Consider the following 19,940-nt stretch of genomic DNA (forward strand, 5'->3'; position numbering starts at 1 on the left):
CATGACGACCCTCAATGTCGAGGATCTCGTCGCGATCGACGTCCACACCCACGCGGAGGTGTCCTCCAAGGGCCACTCCTCCCTGGACGACGACCTGCACGACGCCTCCTCCGCCTACTTCAAGGTCGAGGGCAAGCGGAAGCCGACCCTGGAGGAGACCGCCGCCTACTACCGGGAGCGGAAGATGGCCGCCGTGATCTTCACGGTGGACGCCGAGTCCGCGACCGGCACGGCCCCCGTCCCCAACGAGGAGGTCGCCGAGGCCGCCGCGGCCAACGCGGACGTCCTCATCCCCTTCGCGTCCATCGACCCGTTCCGGGGTAAGGCGGGCGTGAAGCAGGCCCGGCGCCTGGTCGAGGAGTACGGGGTGAAGGGCTTCAAGTTCCACCCGAGCATCCAGGGCTTCTTCCCCAACGACCGCTCGGTGGCGTACGACCTCTACGAGGTGATCGAGGAGACCGGCACCATCGCCCTCTTCCACACCGGCCAGACCGGCATCGGTGCCGGCGTGCCCGGCGGGGGCGGGATCCGGCTCAAGTACTCGAACCCGCTGCACGTGGACGACGTGGCCGCCGACTTCCCGCATCTGAAGATCATCCTGGCGCACCCGTCCTTCCCCTGGCAGGACGAGGCCCTGGCGGTCGCCACCCACAAGCCGGGCGTGCACATCGACCTGTCCGGCTGGTCGCCGAAGTACTTCCCGCCGCAGCTGGTGCAGTACGCCAACACCCTGCTCAAGGACAAGGTGCTCTTCGGCTCCGACTTCCCCGTCCTCACCCCCGACCGCTGGATGGCGGACTTCGCGAAGCTGTCGATCAAGGACGAGGTCAGGCCGAAGATCCTCAAGGAGAACGCCGCCCGCCTGCTCGGGCTGACGAAACCATAAGGGGCGTCACCATGCGCAACGAGGGACTGGGGTCGTGGCCCGCACGCCGGGCCCGCAAGACCCCCCACCGCACGGCCCTGGTCCACGGTGAGCAGTCGACGGACTACCGCACATTGCATACACGCACCACGCGCCTGGCCCACGCCCTGCGCACCCGAGGCATCCGCCGCGGCGACCGCATCGCCTACCTCGGCACCAACCACCCCTCCTATCTGGAGACGCTGTTCGCGGCGGGCGTCCTCGGCGCGGTGTTCGTGCCGCTGAACACCCGCCTCGCCGGCCCGGAGATCGCCTACCAGCTGGCCGACTCCGGTGCCAAGGCGCTCGTCTACGGCCCGTCGTTCCAGGGGCTGGTCGCCGGACTGCCGGGCAGCACCGACGTGCGGACGTACGTCGAGGTCGGCGCCGAATACGAGGAGGCGCTGAGCTCGGCCAAGGACGAGCCCATCGACGAGCCGGTCGGAGCCGACGACACCTGCATCATCATGTACACCTCGGGCACCACCGGCCGCCCCAAGGGCGCGATGCTCACCCACGGCAACCTCACCTGGAACGCGATCAACGTCCTCATCGACCACGATCTGCTCGCCGACGAACGCGCCCTGGTCTCCGCCCCGTTGTTCCACACGGCGGGCCTGAACATGCTCACCCTGCCGGTCCTCCTCAAGGGCGGCACCTGCGTCCTGGTCGAGGCCTTCGACCCGGACGCCACCTTCGACCTGGTCGAACGGCACCGGATCACCTTCATGTTCGGCGTGCCGACGATGTTCGACCAGATCGCCCGGCACCCCCGCTGGAAGGACGCCGACCTGTCCTCCCTGCGGATCCTCACCTGCGGCGGCTCCCCGGTGCCGTCGCCGCTGATCGCCGCCTACCAGGAGCGGGGCCTGACCTTCCTCCAGGGCTACGGCATGACGGAGGCGTCTCCCGGGACGCTGTTCCTGGACGCCGAACACGCGGTGAGCAAGGCGGGTTCGGCCGGGGTGTCGCACTTCTTCAGCGACGTACGGGTGGTACGGCCGGACCTGGCTCCCGTCGACATCGACGAGACCGGTGAGGTCGTGGTCCGCGGGCCGCACGTCATGCCCGGCTACTGGGGGCTGCCCGAGGAGACGGCCGCCTCCTTCGCGGACGGCTGGTTCCGCAGCGGGGACGCGGCGCGGGTCGACGAGGACGGTTACGTGTACATCGTCGACCGTATAAAGGACATGATCATCTCCGGTGGGGAGAACATCTACCCCGCCGAGATCGAGGACCTGCTCCTCGCCCACCCGGACATCGTCGAGTGCGCGGTCATCGGCGTGCCCGACGACAAGTGGGGCGAGGTGCCGCGCGCGGTCGTCGTCCCCCGCGAGGGCGCCTCGCCGGACCCCGACGAGGTACTGGCCTCGCTCGCCGGCCGGCTCGCCAAGTACAAGATCCCGAAGTCGGTCGTCGTCGCGGACGAACTCCCGCGTACCGCCTCCGGGAAGCTCCTCAAGTCCCGGGTGCGCAAGCGCTTCGGCACCCACTCCTGACCTTTACCTCTCAGCTTTCGACTCCCAGCTAAGGAAAGCCACATGGGCATCACCGTCAACGGCCTCGACGAACTGAAGAAGCTCGCCGGCAGCGACCTCGGCACCAGCGAGTGGATCGAGGTCACGCAGGAGCGCATCAACACCTTCGCCGACGCGACCGGCGACCACCAGTGGATCCACGTGGACCCGGAGAAGGCCGCGGCGGGCCCCTTCGGCGCCCCCATCGCGCACGGCTATCTCACCCTTTCCCTCTTCATCCCGCTGTTCACCGAGCTGCTGGACGTCCAGGGCGTCACCACGAAGGTCAACTACGGCCTGAACAAGGTGCGTTTCCCCTCCCCGGTGAAGGTCGGCTCGCGCATCCGGCTGGTGGCGAAGCTGGTGGAGGTCGAGGACGTGCCGGGCGGTGTGCAGGTCGCCGTCGACGGGGCTATCGAGATCGAGGGCGGGACGAAGCCGGCGGCGGTGCTGCAGAGCCTGTCGCGGTTCTACGCCTGAGTTCGCCGTACCTCCGATGATCAGTCCGTGACCTGCTGGTACGAGTGGACGGCGGTCGTCACCGCGCACGCACCCGGCGGGATCATCTCCACCCGCAGGGTGCCGCGGCCGGCGTCGTAGTCCACGCCCTCCGTCTCGAACGGGCCCGTGCACACGCTGCGCTGCGGCAGTGCGAACAGGCTCGTCACCGAGCCGGTGACCGGCTGCCCGTCCGGCTTCCGCGGCAGGTCGACCTGGAGGAGCGGCCGGATCTCGGGGAACAGCGTGCCGGTGGCGTCGTTCGAGGCACACAGCAGACGGGTGTCCGTCAGGAAGTCGCAGCCCTGGATGTCGCGCACCGGCTTGTCGAGCGTGATCTGCCAGGCCTCCTTCAGGCCGCCGCCCGTCGGAGGAGTGGCCGGGTTGAGCAGCGGGGCGGGGAAGACCTGGAGTCTGGTCTGCTCGCCCCACTCGCCCGACACCAGCCACTGCCCGTCGGGCGAGACGGTGGCGAAGGAGTTGTTCAGCTTCTCGCCCGGGTTGGGTTGAGCCGGTGGACGTACTCGTAGCGCTCCCCGGCCGGGGTGGTCACCGCGAACATCTTGGACGTGGCCGTGTCGGGCCCCTGGTAGGCGTCGAAGACATACCCGCGCGCGATGTCCGGGTCGCCGACGTGGTTCCAGCCCTTGATCCGCAGATCCAGGGGGATGGAGACCAGTCCCCGGTACAGCAGCGAGCCGTTCGCCCGGGTGGCGAGCCCCTGCCCGCCACCTGGGCGTGTCGGTGTACGCCGTGCCGGTCTGCGCCCAGTGCGGGTCGCCGGCGGCCGACGCCGTGCCCGCACCGAGCGTGAGGGCACCTGATGAGGGGAAGAGGGCGAACAGTTGACGCTTCGTCAGGCACCAGCCACGTCGACGAAGATGGGGTTGGAATAGAACCACGTATCGGCCCACGGGTCACCGTCACCGGGCACGTGGGGAATCGGACCGTGCGGGTCCACGGAGGCGCCCAGATAGCCCGTGCCGTTGCGGTTGCCGTCGCTGCCGCGCAGCCGGACGTAGAAGGACTCGTCGCCCGCGGTGACCGGGATACGCAGGGTGTACGTCCCCTTGCGGCCCAGGACGTCCGTCGTCCGGACGACCTTGGTGTCGGGCGCCTGCCAGGTGTCCCGGTCGGTCGCCGGGCCGCGCACCGCGCCCCGGATCACGTCCACGTGCGCCAACTCGGGCAGGATTCCCTGGGCGTTGGGCCGCGAGGCCGTCGTCACGGTGACCTCGAGGCTGAGCCTGTCGCCCTTGCGGACGCGCAGCCGGCCGCCGAGCGTGACGCCTTGGCCGAAGTCACGCTCACGCTTCAGCCGCACCTCCAGCCCGTCCAGCAGATGCCCGTGGTCCAGCCAGACTCGGCCCGCGCGCAGGCCGGACATCACCGCGCGGTAGCCGTAGCGGGTCACGCCCACGTGGGTGCGGCTGAACTGGCCGGGCCAGAAGTCGCCGCCCGGCTGCTCGGTGTCGGTGTTCACCGGGTCGGGGATGTGCCCGGTGTTGTCGAAGTTCTGTCCCGGCGCCCAGTCGCCGTTCTTCCAGGTGTCGAAGACCACCCGGTGCACATCGGAGTTGGTGGTGATCGTGAAGAGCTTGCCCTCGGCGAGCATCGCGTCCCACATGCCGCCGACCGTCGCCGTCATCCAGTCGAAGCCGCCGTACAGGACGTAGGCGTTCTCCGGATAGCCGGGCCAGGAGTTCGCGGACGGCTTGTTGGTGTACTCGCCGCGCTGCTGGCCCGATCCGACCCAGCCCGGAATGCCGCCGCCCTGCGCACCGGGCGCGCCCTCCATGCCGATCATGATCTCGGGGGCCGCGTCCCGCCAGTTGCGCATCTCATGCGGTGAGTCGATGCCCAGGCGCATCGGGTGGTTGGCGAGGACCAGGACGTCGTCGACGTATCCGGTGCGGCGCTGTTCGGCGAGCCACTGGATGGCCTTGACGGCGTGCGCCTCGTTGCGGGGGGTGTCGGGATCCGTGGGACCGCCCGCCGTGTAGCCGAGCAGTTTGCCGTCGTAGGCGAGCTCGAACCGGGTGAGCAGGTCGACTTCATGAGGACCCGGCGCGGCGAAGATCGTGCAGTGCTCGGCGCCCGGGATGTACCACTCCAGGCCCTGGAAGATCAGCTGGCGCGGGTTCCGGGCGCGGGCCTTGAGGATCTCCTCGTGTTCCAGCTTCGCCCCGTACTGGGCGTGCCCGAAGTTGGAGTGCTCGTTGAACACCATCCAGTCGAGGCCGTACGTGGCGGCTCCCTGGGCGAGTTGGTCGAACGTGTACTTCGCGTCGTGGCTGTAGACGGAGTGGACGTGGTGGTCGCCGACCAGGTAGGCGAGATGCGGATCGTCGCCGCCGTAACGCTGCTCGGAGGCCGCCGCGGGAACGGCCGTCGAGCCGAGGGCGAACGCGGCGCCGAACAGGCCCGCACGGCGGAGGAGTTGGCGTCGGGAACCGCCCTGCGGATCGAGTTCTGCGGGGGATACGGACGGGTCGGCCCAGACGGGCAGCTGCTGCTCGTTCATCGTGTCTGTCCTCTGAACAGGGGGTTAGTGGTTCATGAACGACGTGACGGGCAGTGCCCGTTCGACGATCCGGACGTCGCCGAGACGGCCGTAGAGGATCTGGTCGATCCGGCCGCCGTACTCGTAGCCGCCAAGGAGCCACGGCAGTCCGACCGAGGTGAGCCCCACGGAGCGCGCGGTGGGGTTGCGGGCGACGGGGCAGCCCTGGACGTACATCGTGGTGTGGGAGCCGTCGTTGACGACGGCGACGTGCCACCACACCTCACGGGCCGTCTCGTCGCCCCAGTTCGTGGCGATGCCCTCCTGGTTGAGCGGCCGCACCGCCCACTGCGGGCCTGGGCCGTCGGACAGGGAGAGCGTGGCCAGCGGCTCGTCCGGGTCGTCCTCGGTCTTGCCCGCGGCGCCGCCCGTGCCGGTGCGGCTGACCAGCCCTCCCCAGGCGTTGTGCGAGGGGTCCCAGTCGGCGGGGACGCGGTAGAAGGCCTCGATGGTGTAACCGGCCTTGAAGGTCGCCGAGTTGAGGGGCGCGCCGTCGACCGTGCGCAGGTAGGCGCCCTTCAGCGGGGACTTGAAGCCGTGGAACTCCAGGCTGCCGTGGCCGGGTTGGTCCGGGTGGTGGTCCGAGGACCAGGTCAGTGTGGCGCCGCCCACCGACACCGGGGTGAGGTCGTTGCCGCGCCCGGACAGGTCACGGACGGTGCCGGTGGCGTCCGTTCCGTCGTCGTGTCCGTCGAAGCGCCAGTAGGCCACCGTGCCGGGGACCAGGATCCCCGACGCGGGACGTGCCGGGCGCGCGGGCACCGGGGCGAAGCCGGAGAACCGGTCCGCGAAGTCGATGTCGACGGAGAACCGGTCGGCGTCGCCGCTGAGTTCGATCTCCTGCCGCTCCAGCTCGTTGAGCCCCTTCGCCGCCCGGCCCAGGATCCACGGGGAGACCGTCTCCACGTCGATGACGTCCCGGTCCAGGTCGAAGTGGTAGAGGCGGATCATCGCCGCGCCGCCGAAGTAGCGGTTCTGGTAGTTCGTCAGGTGCAGGTGGACGTCATTCCCCGCCGCGTTCTTGCGGGTCGCGCGACCGGCGGGCCAGTAGTGCCCGTTGAGGGTGAGGAAGATCTGGTCGTGCTCCGCGATCAGCTTGTCCCACAGCTGCTGCCCGTACGCCGACAGGCTGTCGTCCTCGACGACCAGCTCGTGCGTGGTGAGGATCACCGGAGTCTTCGGGTGCTGGGCCATGACCTGCTTGGCCCAGGCGTACCCCTTCGCCGACAGCCGCCAGTCCAGCGCGAGCACCAGCCACTCCCGGCCGGCCGCCTTGAAGAGGTGGAAGGTGTTGTAGCCGTCGGGGGAGGCGCCGCCGAAGGTCGGACTGCCCTGGAACCGCTGCGGCCCGAAGGCGTTCAGGTACGGCGTCGGGCCCCGCTGGTCGTCGGTCGACGACCGCACATCGTGGTTGCCGGCCAGGACGCTGTAGCCGACGCCACGCCGGTCGAGGAGCCGGAACGCCTCGCTGATCGCGGTGACTTCGGACTGGGCGCCGTTCTCCGTGAGGTCGCCGAGGTGGGACAGGAAGACGATGTTCTCTTCTTTGCCGTGCTCCAGCAGATAGCGCAGGGACGCCTCGAACGGTGCCTTGTCGATGCTCGGCCCGTCGAAGAGGTACTGCGTGTCGGGCATGACGGCGAGTGTGAAGCGACGGCTGTCCGGGTCCGGCCGCCAACTCGCCGCGGAGGCCGGGGCCGCCTCGGCGGCGGCCGGCAGCGCGAGACCGGCCGTCGCGGCGGCGCCCAGCAGCGCCGTCGCCCGCAGGAAACCGCGTCTTCCGGCACCGGCCTGCGCGGCCTCGCCCTGGTCGTGCTCATGCGAAACGCACACGTGTGCTCCGTAACACTGCGTAAAAGGTGACAGAGAAGGCGTGGGGGGAGATCAGAGGGCGCGCAGGGTCCAGCTCCAGCGGTGGACACCCGGTGCGATGAGGTACGACGGTGAGGTGTCGGGCCCGCACGAGGCGGTGCCCAGTCCGCGGTGGGCCGCGTCGAGATGGACCACGCAGCCCGCCCGCGGGACGAGTTCGTCATGATGGGTTACGGCGGTCAGGTCCTCGGCGCGGTAACGGGTCACGGACACCTGCCGGGGCTCGTCCAGCGTGACGGTGAGACCGGTGGCGTCCGGCGCCGACAGTGTGAACCGCCGTACGCCGTGCCGCCCGCCGCTCTCCTGCGGACGCAGATAAGGGGTGAACAACTCGTCCACCGGTACGCGGTGATGGCCGACGGGCGCGCCGAAACCGCGGTCCGGATACGACTCCCAGGGGCCCTGTCCGTACCACTCCATCAGGTCGAGGCCCGCCACCGTCTCGAACACGGACCCCACCCGCGCCACATCGGCGAGCCCGTCCGGCAGTTCGGCCCGCTCCTCGACACGGATGCCGCCCTCGACCGGCGTGATCACCTGCACATGACGGACGACACCCGGCTCCGTCGCGTACTCGGCGTGCACGGTGACCTGCCCCGCCACCCGGCGTACGTCGACGACCTTGCGCACCGGCGTGTCCAGCCCCCAGGTCCGCCAGCGCAGCGCCATCCCGCCCAGCTCGTCGTTGTCGGTGGGCGCCCGCCACAGCGAGAGAACGGGGGCGGAGGCGAGCAGGGGATGTACCAGCAGCCCCTCCCCGTCGACCTCGACGGAACGGTTCTGCACCACCGGGGCGAGGCTCTCGAAGGGCGCCGCCGCGCGCAGCCGCACCTGCGGCAGACACACCACCGTCCCGCGCGGGGCCCACGGCTCGTCGTCGGCGGTCGTCACCCGCAGCGTCAGCCACGCCTCGCCGCCGTCCTCCGGCAGCTCGAACGGCAGCGGCACCGCCGCCGTCTCACCGGGGCGCAGATCGGGCAGCTCGGCGGGCGCGGTCAGGGTGCCGCCGTCGGCCAGGGCCAGCTCCCACCGGGCGGACAGCCAGTCCGTGGCGCGGAAGTGCTGGTGGTTGCCGACGACGACGCCCTCGTGCCGGAAGCACTCCAGCCGCACCGGCGCCGCGATCTCCCGGTGCTCGTACATCACGGGCTTGGGGGTGCGGTCCGGGAAGACCACGCCGTCGGCGATGAACGCGCCGTCGTGGATCCGCTCCCCGAAGTCGCCGCCGTACGCCCAGCGGTGGCCGGGCGCGGCGACACCGTTGTCATAGAGTCCGGCGCCCCCGCGGCCCACCGGCCTTCCGTCGTTCACACGCTGAAGGATGCCGTGGTCCCAGAACTCCCAGATGAAGCCGCCCTGAAGACCCGGGGTGGACTCGATGGCCGCCCAGTGGTCCGCCAGCGTGCCGTTGCTGTTGCCCATCGCGTGGGAGTACTCGCACTGGATGAGCGGCTTGGTCTGCTCGCCGGACAGCGCGTGCGCGACACAGTCCTCCAGCGACGCGTACATCGGACAGGCGATGTCCGAGGCGAGCTCCGGGTCCGCCCAGCCGAGCTTGGCGGCGCCCTCGTACTGGATCGGCCGGGTCGGATCGTGCCGGCGCACCCAGCCCGCCGCCGCGTCGTGATTGGCGCCGTAGTCGGACTCGTTGCCCAGCGACCAGATGATCACCGAGGGATGGTTCTTGTCCCGCAGCACCATCCGGGACACCCGGTCCACGAAGGCGTTCAGATAGCGCGGGTCGTCGGCGATCTCGTGGGCGTGGTCGTGGGACTCGAGGTCCGCCTCGTCGACGACATAGAAACCGAGCTCGTCGGCGAGGTCGTACAGCGCCGGGTCGCCCGGGTAGTGGGAGGTGCGGATCGCGTTGAAGCCGAAACGCTTCAGCACGACCAGGTCGGCGCGCATGTCGTCGTACGACACCGTCCGCCCGGTCAGCGGATGGAAGTCGTGCCGGTTGACGCCCCGGACGAACACCCGCTCGCCGTTGACCAGCAGGTCCCGCCCGACGATCTCGACGTCCCGGAAGCCGACGCGGTGCTGCGAGGCGTCGGCGACCGTGCCGTCGGCGCGGTGCAGCCGCACGGTCAGGTCGTACAGCTCGGGCGTCTCGGCGTTCCAGGTACGCACGTCGGCGACCGTGGTCTGCAGCCGGGCCTCGCCGAGGAAGTCGGAGACGCGGTCGTCGTCGGTGTTGGCCCGGTCGAACTCGGTGTCCTGCGTGAGCAGGTGACCGTCGAGCTCGCCGCTGACGTACCAGCCCTCGGGCAGCGCACCGTCGCCGCCCGCCGACCGCACCCGGCAGTCGACCCGCAGCTCCCCGTACCGGCCCGCCCGTACGCTCACGTCGGCGAGGTGCAGCGGATCCGTCGCGTACAGCAGCACCGACCGGGTGACGCCCCCGTGCCACCACTGGTCCTGGTCCTCGATGTGCGAGGCGTCCGACCACTTCACGACCGTCAGCCGTACGACGGCCCGCTCGCCGGCCCGCACCAGCCCCGTCAGGTCGAAGTCGGCGGCCAGATGGGAGTCCTTGGAGATGCCGGCCGGCCGCCCGTCCACGTGCACGAGAAGGACGCTCTCGGCGGCCCCGACCTGGAGCACGATCCGCCGCCCCGCCCACTCGGCGGGCACGTCCACCGTGCGCTCGTACACACCCGTCGGATTGTCGGCGGGCGACAGTGGAGGGAATTCTGCATACGGCATACGGACGTTCGTGTACTGCGGAAGGTCGTCGGTGTCCTGCATGGTCCAGACACCGGGAACGTACGCCGACGACCACGCGCCCGTCAGCGGCGCGTCCGGTGCCGGCAGCAGCTGGAAGCGCCAGTCGCCGTCCAGCTTCAGTGCCCCGGGGCGGCGGTCGACGGCGTTCATCGGCAGCCGCCCCCAGGACGTCACCTCGGGTGTCTCCCAGGGGCGCAGCGCCAGCAAGGGGTCCATCAGCGGATGGCCCCCTTGCCGAGGTCGCCGATGATCTGCTTGGCGCCGATCGCGAAGACGATCAGCAGCGGAACAAGGGCGAGCAGCGCGCCGGTCATCACCATGCCGTAGTCGGTGGTGCCATGGACGCCGTTGAGCTGGGACAGCGCGACCTGGAGGGTGACGTTGTCCGGATTCGTCAGGGCGATCAGGGGCCAGGCGTAGTCGTTCCACTGGGCCATGAAGGTGAAGATGCCGAGGAAGGCGAGGCCCGGGCGGACGACCGGGAGGGCGACGTGCCAGTACTGGCGCAGGAAGTTCGCCCCGTCGATCTTCGAGGCGTCCAGCAGTTCGTCGTGGATCGCGCTCTGCATGTACTGGCGCATCCAGAAGATGCCGAACGCGTTGGCCGCGGCCGGCACGATCAGTGCTGTCATCGACCCGATCCAGCCGATCTTCGCCATGATCACGAACTGCGGGATGATCGCCATCTGCGTCGGCACCATGAAGATCGCCATCAGCACGACGAACAGCAGCCTGCGGCCCGGGAAGTCGAACTTGGCGAAGACGAACGCGGCCAGCGAGTCGAAGAACAGGACGAGGAAGGTCACCGCACACGCCACGAGCAGCGAGTTGAACATCGAGCCGAAGAAGTCGATGTTGTCGAAGAGACTGCGCGCGTTCTGCAGGAAGTGCGAGCCGGGCAGCAGCTTCGGCGGGTAGGAGAAGATCTCGGTCGACGTGTGCGTCGACATGATGATGGCCCAGTAGAACGGGAAGGCCGACAGCAGCAGCCCGATGACGAGGACCGCGTGCAGTGCGATGCCCCGGCGCCGGACGCCCTGTATGCCCTTGGGGCGCCTGGTGCCTTGGATGGATGCCATGGTGTTCGGGCCTCCCTAGTCTTCGTCGCGGCGCTGCACCAGCCGCCAGTTGATGATCGAGAAGATGACGACGACGAGGAAGATGCCCCACGCCACGGCGGCGCCGTAGCCGAAGTCGTTGTTGTCGAAGGTCTGCTGGAAGAAGTAGAGGACCATCGTCCGGCCCGCGTGGTCCGGACCGCCGGAGAACGTCGAGTCGTTCGAGGTGTTCTGCAGCAGGACCTGCGCCTCGGTGAAGCTCTGCAGTCCGGTGACCGTGGAGACCACGAGCACGAACAGCAGGGTCGGCCGCAGCAGGGGCAGCGTGATCCGGAAGAACGTCTGCAGGGGCCCGGCGCCGTCCATGCGCGCCGCCTCGTACAGCTCGCCCGGGATGGTCTGCAGACCCGCGAGGAAGATGATCGCGTTGTAGCCGACCCACTGCCAGGTCATCAGCGTCGCGATGGCGACCTTGATGCCCCACGGCGTGTTCAGCCAGGCCACCTGGTCCAGGCCCACGGCCTGCAACAGAGCGTTCACCAGGCCGAAGTTGGTGGAGAACACCGAGCCGAAGACGATCGCGATCGCCACCACCGAGGTGACGTTCGGCAGGAAGTAGGCGAACCGGTAGACGTTCTTGAAGCGGACCGCCGCGTTGAGCATCACGGCCGTGACCATCGCCAGGAAGATCATGGGGAAGGTGGCCAGCGCCCAGATGATGATCGTGTTGCCGATCGAGCTCCAGAAGTCGCTGTCGCTCACCAGGTACTGGTACTGCGACAGACCCGCCCACTCCATCGAGCCGAGGCCGTCCCAGCGGTGGAAGGACAGGTAGAGCGAGAAGCCGACGGGGATCAGACCGAAGGCGATGAACAGCAGATAGAACGGGGAGATCGCGGCATACAGGTGCCAGTACTTGCGCCACCCGTTCCTCGGCCGCACGGCGGGCGGGTCCGCCAGGACCACTGGGGGCTTCTCCAGGGCGGGGACGGTGGCCATCAGTAGCTCACCCCCAGGTGCTTCGCGATCCGCCGGCACTTGCTCATGGCGTCACTCCAGGCCTTCTCCGGGTCCTTGCCGAGGACGCCGACGTTCTTGATCTCGTCCTTGATGGGCTGCCCGAGCGCCACGTCGAAGGGGCTGTTGTAGGCGACCACGATCTTCTGCGCGGCGGGCCCGAAGACGTCCGTCGTCACCTGGCCGCCGAAGAACGGGTCGGGTTCGCGCAGTTGCTTGAGGCCGTACGAGGCCGGGGTGGAGGGGAAGAGACCCGCGTCGACGTACCCCGAGGCCTGGTTGGCCGCGTTGAGCATCCACGCGATGATCTCGAAGGCATGCTCGGGCTCCCGGCACGCCTTGGTGATCGACAGGAACGAGCCGCCGTTGTTGGAGGGCCGCACCGGCATGTCCGCGATCCGCCACTTGCCTTTGGTCTTCGGGTTGCCGTTCTTGATGTCGTACGTCGCCCAGGAGGCGCCGAGCTGGCTGGGCAGCTTGCCGGAGTCCACCGCCGAGATCTGGTCCGGGGTGCCGGTGACCAGGTTGGAGACGATCCGGCGCCGCTTGGCCTCCACGGCCAGCGTCCAGGCCGCCCGCACATGCTCCTGGTCGCCGATGAAGTTGCGGTCCTTGTCGACGTACCGCTTGCTGCCCTGCTGCACCACGTTCTCGAAGACGCTGTTGACGTCGGTGAGCAGGGAGGTCCCCGGTATCCGCTTGCGGAGCTGCTCGCCCGCCGCGAAGTACTTCTCCCAGGTGTTGAGCTCCCGGGACACGTCGGCGGGCTCGTACGGCAGTCCCGCCTTGCGGAAGACCTCGTACTGGTAGAAGTGGGCGACCGGCCCGCAGTCGATGGGGAAGCCCACCATCGAGCCGTCGTCGGCGATGCCCTGGTCCCACTTCCAGGACAGGTACTGGCTCTTGTACTTCTCCGCGCCCAGGGTCCGCAGGTCCACGAACTGGTCCGCGTTGGGCAGGTAGGACGCCATGTCCTCGCCCTTGAGGCCGGCGATGTCGGGGATGTGGGCACGGCCGGCCATCGTGGTGATCAGCTTGGACCGGTAGTAGCCGCCGATCTTGACGGCCTGGAGGTCGACCGTGCTGCCGTAACGGGCCTTGGCCTTGTCGATGACCGTGTCGCCCAGGCCGCCGTCCCAGTACCACAGGACCAGGTTCCGGCCGGTCGAGCCGGTCGGAACGGCACAGCCGGACGCCAGGCCGCCCAGCGCGGTGGCGGCCGTGCCGGCCAGGCCCGCGCGCAGGAGGCCTCTTCGTGAGAGCCGCACAGCTCCCACCGCCTTTCGGATCTGTTCGTGACTTCGCATACGAGGGGGGATGTCGGGGGTCTTACGAGCCCGGGGGGTCAGTGCTGCCGTGCGGGAGGCGTCACCGGGGCGTACTGGACGGGCGGACCGGGATCGCCGGGCAGCCGCTCGGCCAGGAAGCCGTACGTCCGCTTCAGTTCGGGGTCGGTCAGGGAGCGCCACCAGCGGTCGATGCCGTACCAGCCGGGCGCCGCCAGCGCGCCACCGTGGTGCTGCACGGACAGGCCCGCGGCCAGTACGGCGAACCGCAGCCGTTCCTCCAGCGGCCAGCCGCCCAGCGAGGCCGCCACGAAGCTCGCGCCGAAGACGTCCCCGGCGCCCGTCGCGTCCAGGACGTCGAGGTCGAGGGCGGGCACGTCGGCGTACTCGCCGGTGCTCTGGTCCACGGCGACGGCGCCGTCGCCGCCGCGGGTGACCACGGCCACCGGCACCAGCTCGGAGAGCGTGCCGAGGGCCGCGACCGCGCTGTCGGTGCGGGTGTAGGCCATCGCCTCGGTCTCGTTGGGGAGGAAGGCGTGGCACAGGGAGAGCTGGTCCAGGAGGGCGGTGGACCACTCCTGGGTGGGGTCCCAGCCGACGTCGGCGTAGATCTGGGTGCCGTTCGCGGCGGCCTTGGCGAGCCAGGCGCGCGGTTCGGCCTCGAGGTGCACGAGGGCGGTGCGCGCCTCGGGCGGGTCGCCCATCAGTGCGTCCTGCGAGTACGGCGGTTCCTGGCCGTGCGTGACGAGGGCCCGGTCCTGGCCGTGCGCGAGCGCGACGGTGACCGGGGTGTGCCAGCCCTGGGCGACGCGGGACAGCGAGAGGTCGACGCCTTCCTGGCCGGCGAGGATCTCCCGGCAGTACGCGCCGTAGAAGTCGTCGCCGAAGACCGTCGCCAGGGAGGTCCGCAGGCCGAAGCGGGCGGCGGCGGCGGCCAGGTTGGCGATGCCGCCGGGGCCGCAGCCCATGCCGGCCGTCCAGATCTCCTCGCCCGGCGTGGGCGGCCTGTCCAGACCGGTGAGGACGAGGTCGTAGAAGAGCAGCCCGGTCAGCAGCACGTCGGGCCGGTCGTCGTCCACGCGCACATCCTCTCGTCGGGAGAGCTCGTCAAAACTCTTCATTTCGTGACCGGAATCGTGCGCTGCTCGGCGACATTGGTCAAGACCTCAGCAGAAGCGAGCATGGAAATGATTGAAGATGACGAGTAGTGTTCACGTCGTGCTGGCAGAACGACGACATCAACTCATCCTGCGGGTCCTTCGCTCCGGCGGGCCCGCGGCCGTGACCGATCTCTCCGAGCAGCTGGGCGTGAGCCCCGCCACGGTCAGACGTGACCTCGTCAAACTCGAGGAGGACGGCCTGCTGACACGGGTGCACGGCGGCGCCGTGGCCGACGAGGGCGACCAGCCCTTCGCCGAGGTCGCCGAGGTGCGCGTGGCCGAGAAGGACGCCATAGCCGAGCACGCCGCCGCCATGGTCGCCGACGGTCAGTCGGTGCTGCTCGACATCGGCACCACCGCCTACCGCCTGGCCCGCCGGCTGCACGGCCGCCGCCTCACCGTGATCACCAGCAACCTGGTGGTCTACGAGGAGCTCGCCGACGACGAGGGCATCGAGCTGGTGCTGCTCGGCGGCATGGTCCGCCGCGAGTACCGCTCCCTGGTCGGCTTCCTCACCGAGGACAACCTGCGCCAGCTGCACGCCGACTGGCTCTTCCTCGGCACCAGTGGAGTGCGCCCCGGTGGGCAGGTGATGGACACGACGGTCGTCGAGGTCCCGGTGAAACGGGCCATGATCAAGGCCAGTGACAAGGTCGTCCTGCTCGCCGACTCGGCGAAGTTCCCGGGTACCGGCATGGCGCAGGTCTGCGGTCCCGGGGACCTGGACGCGGTGGTGACGAACGCGCCGGTGAACGCGGCGACCCGGTCCTCCCTGGAGGAGGCGGGCGTCGACGTGGTCCTGGTGGACGAACGAGGAAAGGCGGGTGCGGCGTGAAGCTGACGATTCTGGGCGGCGGCGGATTCCGGGTGCCGCTCGTGTACGGGGCGCTGCTGACGGACCGCGCCGAGGGCCGGGTCACGGAAGTCGTTCTGCACGATCTGGACGACAGTCGACTGTATGCAGTCGCCCGTGTACTGGATGAACAGGCCGTCGGCGTACCCGACGCACCCAAGGTGACCGCCACCACCGACCTCGACGAGGCCCTGCGCGGCGCCGACTTCATCTTCTCCGCGATCCGCGTCGGCGGTCTGGAGGGCCGGGCCCACGACGAGCGGGTGGCGCTGGCCGAGGGTGTCCTCGGCCAGGAGACCGTCGGCGCGGGCGGCATCGCCTACGGTCTGCGGACGGTCCCCGTCGCCGTCGACATCGCGCGCCGCGTGGCCCGCCTCGCCCCCGACGCCTGGCTCATCAATTTCACCAACCCGGCCGGACTGGTCACCGAGGCCATGTCCCGCCACCTCGGCGACCGCGTCATCGGCATCTGCGACTCGCCGGTCGGCCTCGGCCGCCGTATCGCCCGCGTGCTCGGCGCGAATCCGCGCGAGGCCTGGATCGACTACGTCGGCCTCAACCACCTCGGCTGGGTCCGCGGGCTGCGCGTCGCCGGCCGCGACGAGCTCCCGCGTCTGCTCGCCGACCCCGATCTGCTCGGCTCCTTCGAGGAGGGCAAGCTCTTCGGCGTCGACTGGCTGCGGTCCCTGGGTGCGATCCCCAACGAGTACCTGCACTACTACTACTTCAACCGGGAAGCCGTCCGCGCCTACCAGCAGGCCGAGAAGACCCGCGGCGCCTTCCTCGCCGACCAGCAGGCCCGCTTCTACGAAGAGATGAAGCGCCCCGACGCGGCCGCCCTGACCGCCTGGGACCGCACCCGCGCCGAGCGCGAGGCCACCTACATGTCAGAGAACCGGGAGACGGCGGGTGCCGGCGAGCGCGACGCCGACGACCTGTCCGGCGGCTACGAGAAGGTGGCCCTCGCCCTGATGCGGGCCATCGCCCGCGACGAGCGCACGACCCTGATCCTCAACGTCCGCAACCAGGGCACCCTCGCGGTGCTCGACGCGGACGCCGTCATCGAGGTGCCCTGCCTGGTCGACGCCAACGGCGCGCACCCGGTCGCCGTCGCCCCGCTGCCCGACCACGCCACCGGCCTGGTCTGCTCGGTGAAGGCCGTCGAGCGGGAGGTGCTGGCCGCCGCCGAGTCCGGCTCCCGTGCGACGGCAGTGAAGGCCTTCGCGCTGCACCCGCTGGTCGACTCGGTCAACGTGGCCCGGCGCCTGGTCGAGGGGTACACCGACGTCCACCCCGGTCTCGCGTACCTTGACTGAGCGCGCTCGGTAAGCGCTTTCCAACCCTTCTGGCTTCCCTGGTTCCTGGAGATCTTCATGCACGACGAACGCCGCCGGATCGAGGAGCGCGTCGAGCGCGTCCACACCCAGCGCATCAAGCCCGCGATCTACGCGGCCACCGTCCCCTTCGAGGTCGAGGCCTGGCAGGCGCCGGGGGAGCCGGTGCCCTTCGCGGAGGCCGCCGCCGCGCCCTACGAGCCCTTCGCGATGGACACCCCGTGGGGCCCGCCGTGGGGCACCACCTGGTTCCGGATGCGCGGGCAGGTCCCCGCCGAGTGGGCCGGAAAGCGCGTCGAGGCGGTCATCGACCTCGGCTTCGTGGGCGACTGGCCCGGCAACCAGGCCGAGGCGCTGGTCCACCTCACGGACGGGACGCCTCTGAAGGCCGTCAACCCGCTCAACCAGTACGTGGCGATCGCCAACCCCGCGACGGGCGGCGAGGTGATCGACTACCTGGTCGAGGCGGCCTCCAACCCCGACATCCTCGCGAACAACTTCTCGGCCCCGACCCCGATGGGCGACATCCTGACGGCGGGCGACAAGCCGCTGTACACCTTCCAGCGCGCCGACCTCGCCGTCCTCGACGAGGAGGTCTGGCACCTCGACCTGGACCTCCAGGTGCTGACCGAACTCATGGTCCACCTCGCCGAGCACGAGCCGCGCCGCCACGAGATCATGCACGCCCTGGACCGGGCCATGGACACCCTCGACCTGGACGACGTGTCCGGCAGCGCCGCCGCCGTGCGCGAGGTGCTGGCCCCCGTCCTCGCCCGGCCCGCCCACGCCAGCGCCCACACCGTCTCCGGCGTCGGCCACGCCCACATCGACTCCGCCTGGCTGTGGCCGATCCGCGAGACCAAGCGCAAGACGTCCCGCACCTTCTCCAACGTGACGTCCCTGGCCGACGAGTACGAGGACTTCATCTTCGCCTGCTCGCAGGCCCAGCAGTACGAGTGGGTGCGCGACAACTATCCGAAGGTCTGGTCCCGCATCCAGGACTCGGTGAAGAAGGGCCAGTGGGCCCCGGTCGGCGGCATGTGGGTCGAGGCCGACGGCAACCTGCCCGGCGGCGAGGCGATGGCCCGCCAGCTCATCCACGGCAAGCGGTTCTTCATCGAGCACTTCGGCGTCGAGACCAAGGGCGTCTGGCTGCCGGACTCCTTCGGCTACACCGCGGCCTACCCGCAGCTCGCCAAGCTCGCCGGCAACGAGTGGTTCCTCACCCAGAAGATCTCCTGGAACCAGACCAACAAGTTCCCCCACCACACCTTCTGGTGGGAGGGCATCGACGGCACCCGCATCTTCACCCACTTCCCGCCGGTCGACACCTACAACGCCCGCTTCAGCGGCGAGGAGATGGACCGCGCGGTCCGCAACTACCGTGAGAAGGGCGGCGGTACGCGCTCGCTGGCACCCTTCGGCTGGGGCGACGGCGGTGGCGGCCCCACCCGCGAGATCATGGAACGGGCGCGCCGGCTCGCCGACCTGGAGGGCTCGCCCAAGGTCGTCATCGAGCACCCCGACGCGTTCTTCGCCAAGGCCCGCGAGGAGTACGAGGAGGCGCCGGTCTGGAACGGCGAGCTCTACCTGGAACTGCACCGCGCCACCTACACCTCCCAGGCCCGCACCAAGCAGGGCAACCGCCGCAGCGAGCACAAGCTGCGCGAGGCCGAGCTGTGGGCGACGACGGCCGCGCTGCACGCGCCGGGCTACGCGTACCCGTACCAGAAGCTCGACCGGCTGTGGAAGACGGTCCTGCTGCACCAGTTCCACGACATCCTGCCGGGCTCCTCGATCGCCTGGGTGCACCGCGAGGCGGAGGCCGAGTACGCGCGGGTGGCCGAGGAACTGGAGGCGCTGACGGCCGAGGCGGTCGCGGCCCTGGGCACCGGTGGCACCCGCGTGTTCAACACCAGCCCCTGCGACCGGGCGGAGGTCGTCCGTACGGCCGACGGCACACCGGCGTACGTGGAGGTGCCCGCGGGCGGCAGCGCGCCCCTGACCGACGCCGAGCCCGCGCAGCCGGTGAAGGCAAAGGGCCTGGTCCTCGACAACGGTCTGGTCCGTGTACAGGTTGCGGAAGACGGCACACTGTCTTCTGTCTACGATCTGCGGTCGAACCGCGAAGTGCTGGCCGACAAGGGCAACCTGCTCCGCCTGCACACCGACCTCCCGAACTACTGGGACGCCTGGGACATCGACAAGCACTACAAGAACCGCTACACGGATCTCCTGTCCCCCGACTCCGTCGAGGTCGTCTCGGCCGACCCCCTGCTCGGCGCGATCCGCGTCACGCGGTCCTTCGGCAAGGGCTCGACGCTCACGCAGACCATCACCCTCCGCGCCGACAGCCCCCGCATCGACTTCGAGACCGAGATCGACTGGCACGAGGCCGAGAAGATCCTCAAGGCCGGCTTCCCGGTGGACGTCCGGGCGGCGCACTCCTCCGCGGAGATCCAGTTCGGCCACGTCCAGCGCCCCACCCACACCAACACCAGCTGGGAGGCGGCCCGCTTCGAGGTCTCCGGCCACCGCTGGGTGCACATCGGCGAACCCGGCTACGGCGTCGCGGTCATCAACGACTCCACCTACGGCCACGACGTCTCCCGCACGGTCCGCGAGGACGGCGGTACGACCACCTCGGTCCACCTCAGCCTGGTGCGCGCCCCGCGCATCCCGGACCCCGAGGCCGACCAGGGCAAGCACACGTTCACGTACTCCCTCCTCCCGGGCGCCACGATCGGTGACGCGGTCGCCGAGGGCTACGCCCTCAACCTGCCGCTGCGCGTCGCGGACGCGGCGGGCGCACCCGAGCCGGTGGTGTCCGTGGACGGCGACGGCGTGACCGTCGAGGCGGTCAAGCTCGCCGACGACGAGTCCGGCGACGTGGTCGTGCGGTTGTACGAGTCGCGCGGCGGCCGCGCCCGGGGCGTGCTGCGCACCGGATTCCCGCTCGCCGGCGCGCAGGTCACCGACCTGCTGGAGCGGCCGCTGCCCGACGAGGCAGCGGAGATCGACGGCGACGGCGCGATCGCGGTCTCGCTGCGCCCCTTCCAGGTCCTGACGCTCCGTCTGCGGCGCGGCGCCACCGGCCGGTAGCGACCGGCCCCCAGGGGCGGGCACGCTCACCGCGCCCGCCCCTTTTCCC

13 protein-coding genes and 1 pseudogene are annotated in these 19,940 nt (G+C 70.0%); 6 read left to right on the top strand and 8 right to left on the bottom strand.

Annotated elements, in window-relative coordinates; genetic code table 11:
- Position 1 precedes the first annotated feature (1 nt).
- The 3 genes from QFZ76_RS41040 to QFZ76_RS41050 are packed head-to-tail and all read left to right on the top strand — an operon-like array spanning position 2 to position 2,901.
- Positions 2–886, top strand: coding sequence for an amidohydrolase family protein (locus QFZ76_RS41040; protein WP_307678426.1), 885 nt, complete (start codon positions 2–4; stop codon positions 884–886).
- 11 nt (positions 887–897) lie between these two features.
- Positions 898–2,403: a long-chain fatty acid--CoA ligase gene (locus QFZ76_RS41045; RefSeq protein WP_307678427.1), complete on the top strand. Its 1,506-nt coding sequence runs from the start codon at positions 898–900 to the stop codon at positions 2,401–2,403.
- A gap of 42 nt (positions 2,404–2,445) precedes the next feature.
- Entirely contained in the window at positions 2,446–2,901 is a 456-nt protein-coding gene (locus tag QFZ76_RS41050) for a MaoC family dehydratase (protein WP_266450222.1), read from the top strand.
- Positions 2,902–2,921: 20 nt separating this feature from the next.
- Here QFZ76_RS41050 and QFZ76_RS41055 read toward each other — a convergent pair.
- The 8 genes and pseudogenes from QFZ76_RS41055 to QFZ76_RS41090 all read right to left on the bottom strand — a co-directional run bounded on the left by QFZ76_RS41055 (position 2,922) and on the right by QFZ76_RS41090 (position 14,521).
- Positions 2,922–3,779, bottom strand: a pseudogene (locus QFZ76_RS41055) (hypothetical protein).
- Complete coding sequence (locus tag QFZ76_RS41060) at positions 3,776–5,443, bottom strand: PHP domain-containing protein (RefSeq protein WP_307678428.1); 1,668 nt, start codon at positions 5,441–5,443, stop codon at positions 3,776–3,778. The pseudogene QFZ76_RS41055 and the gene QFZ76_RS41060 overlap by 4 nt, the downstream one beginning before the upstream one ends.
- A gap of 24 nt (positions 5,444–5,467) precedes the next feature.
- The gene (locus tag QFZ76_RS41065; RefSeq protein ID WP_307678429.1) at positions 5,468–7,315 is read right to left on the bottom strand and encodes a LamG-like jellyroll fold domain-containing protein; all 1,848 of its coding nucleotides are present in this window, start codon (positions 7,313–7,315) and stop codon (positions 5,468–5,470) included.
- Positions 7,316–7,366: 51 nt separating this feature from the next.
- A complete protein-coding gene (locus QFZ76_RS41070; RefSeq protein WP_307678430.1) occupies positions 7,367–10,297 on the bottom strand; it encodes a glycoside hydrolase family 2 TIM barrel-domain containing protein in 2,931 nt (976 codons plus the stop codon).
- Positions 10,297–11,160, bottom strand: a complete 864-nt coding sequence (locus tag QFZ76_RS41075) for a carbohydrate ABC transporter permease (protein ID WP_307678431.1) — start codon at positions 11,158–11,160, stop codon at positions 10,297–10,299. The genes QFZ76_RS41070 and QFZ76_RS41075 overlap by 1 nt, the downstream gene beginning before the upstream one ends.
- A gap of 15 nt (positions 11,161–11,175) precedes the next feature.
- Positions 11,176–12,138, bottom strand: coding sequence for a carbohydrate ABC transporter permease (locus tag QFZ76_RS41080; protein ID WP_307678432.1), 963 nt, complete (start codon positions 12,136–12,138; stop codon positions 11,176–11,178).
- Positions 12,138–13,424 (bottom strand): ABC transporter substrate-binding protein, encoded by a 1,287-nt coding sequence (locus tag QFZ76_RS41085; RefSeq protein WP_307680281.1) that lies wholly within the window; start codon positions 13,422–13,424, stop codon positions 12,138–12,140. The genes QFZ76_RS41080 and QFZ76_RS41085 overlap by 1 nt, the downstream gene beginning before the upstream one ends.
- Before the next feature lie 77 nt (positions 13,425–13,501).
- Positions 13,502–14,521, bottom strand: a complete 1,020-nt coding sequence (locus QFZ76_RS41090; protein WP_307678433.1) for a carbohydrate kinase family protein — start codon at positions 14,519–14,521, stop codon at positions 13,502–13,504.
- A gap of 139 nt (positions 14,522–14,660) precedes the next feature.
- Between QFZ76_RS41090 and QFZ76_RS41095 the strand changes: the two genes are divergently transcribed.
- The 3 genes from QFZ76_RS41095 to QFZ76_RS41105 are packed head-to-tail and all read left to right on the top strand — an operon-like array spanning position 14,661 to position 19,891.
- Positions 14,661–15,437 carry a DeoR/GlpR family DNA-binding transcription regulator gene (locus QFZ76_RS41095; RefSeq protein ID WP_307680282.1) on the top strand — a complete coding sequence of 259 codons (777 nt, stop codon included), beginning with the start codon at positions 14,661–14,663 and terminating at the stop codon, positions 15,435–15,437.
- Positions 15,434–16,771 (top strand): 6-phospho-beta-glucosidase, encoded by a 1,338-nt coding sequence (locus tag QFZ76_RS41100; protein ID WP_307678434.1) that lies wholly within the window; start codon positions 15,434–15,436, stop codon positions 16,769–16,771. The genes QFZ76_RS41095 and QFZ76_RS41100 overlap by 4 nt, the downstream gene beginning before the upstream one ends.
- A 57-nt stretch (positions 16,772–16,828) precedes the next feature.
- Positions 16,829–19,891, top strand: coding sequence for a glycoside hydrolase family 38 C-terminal domain-containing protein (locus tag QFZ76_RS41105; protein ID WP_307678435.1), 3,063 nt, complete (start codon positions 16,829–16,831; stop codon positions 19,889–19,891).
- Positions 19,892–19,940: the final 49 nt, after the last annotated feature.

The sequence above is a fragment of the Streptomyces sp. V4I2 genome (assembly GCF_030817655.1).
GTDB classification, from domain to species: domain Bacteria; phylum Actinomycetota; class Actinomycetes; order Streptomycetales; family Streptomycetaceae; genus Streptomyces; species Streptomyces plumbiresistens.

What these genes read in the sequence shown, in the direction of transcription:
- QFZ76_RS41080 (WP_307678432.1), bottom strand. Translation starts at nt 12,138, where the DNA reads ATGGCCACCGTCCCCGCCCTGGAGAAGCCCCCAGTGGTCCTGGCGGAC.
- QFZ76_RS41045 (WP_307678427.1), top strand. Translation starts at nt 898, where the DNA reads ATGCGCAACGAGGGACTGGGGTCGTGGCCCGCACGCCGGGCCCGCAAG.
- QFZ76_RS41040 (WP_307678426.1), top strand. Translation starts at nt 2, where the DNA reads ATGACGACCCTCAATGTCGAGGATCTCGTCGCGATCGACGTCCACACC.
- QFZ76_RS41060 (WP_307678428.1), bottom strand. Translation starts at nt 5,443, where the DNA reads ATGAACGAGCAGCAGCTGCCCGTCTGGGCCGACCCGTCCGTATCCCCC.
- QFZ76_RS41050 (WP_266450222.1), top strand. Translation starts at nt 2,446, where the DNA reads ATGGGCATCACCGTCAACGGCCTCGACGAACTGAAGAAGCTCGCCGGC.
- QFZ76_RS41105 (WP_307678435.1), top strand. Translation starts at nt 16,829, where the DNA reads ATGCACGACGAACGCCGCCGGATCGAGGAGCGCGTCGAGCGCGTCCAC.
- QFZ76_RS41070 (WP_307678430.1), bottom strand. Translation starts at nt 10,297, where the DNA reads ATGGACCCCTTGCTGGCGCTGCGCCCCTGGGAGACACCCGAGGTGACG.
- QFZ76_RS41075 (WP_307678431.1), bottom strand. Translation starts at nt 11,160, where the DNA reads ATGGCATCCATCCAAGGCACCAGGCGCCCCAAGGGCATACAGGGCGTC.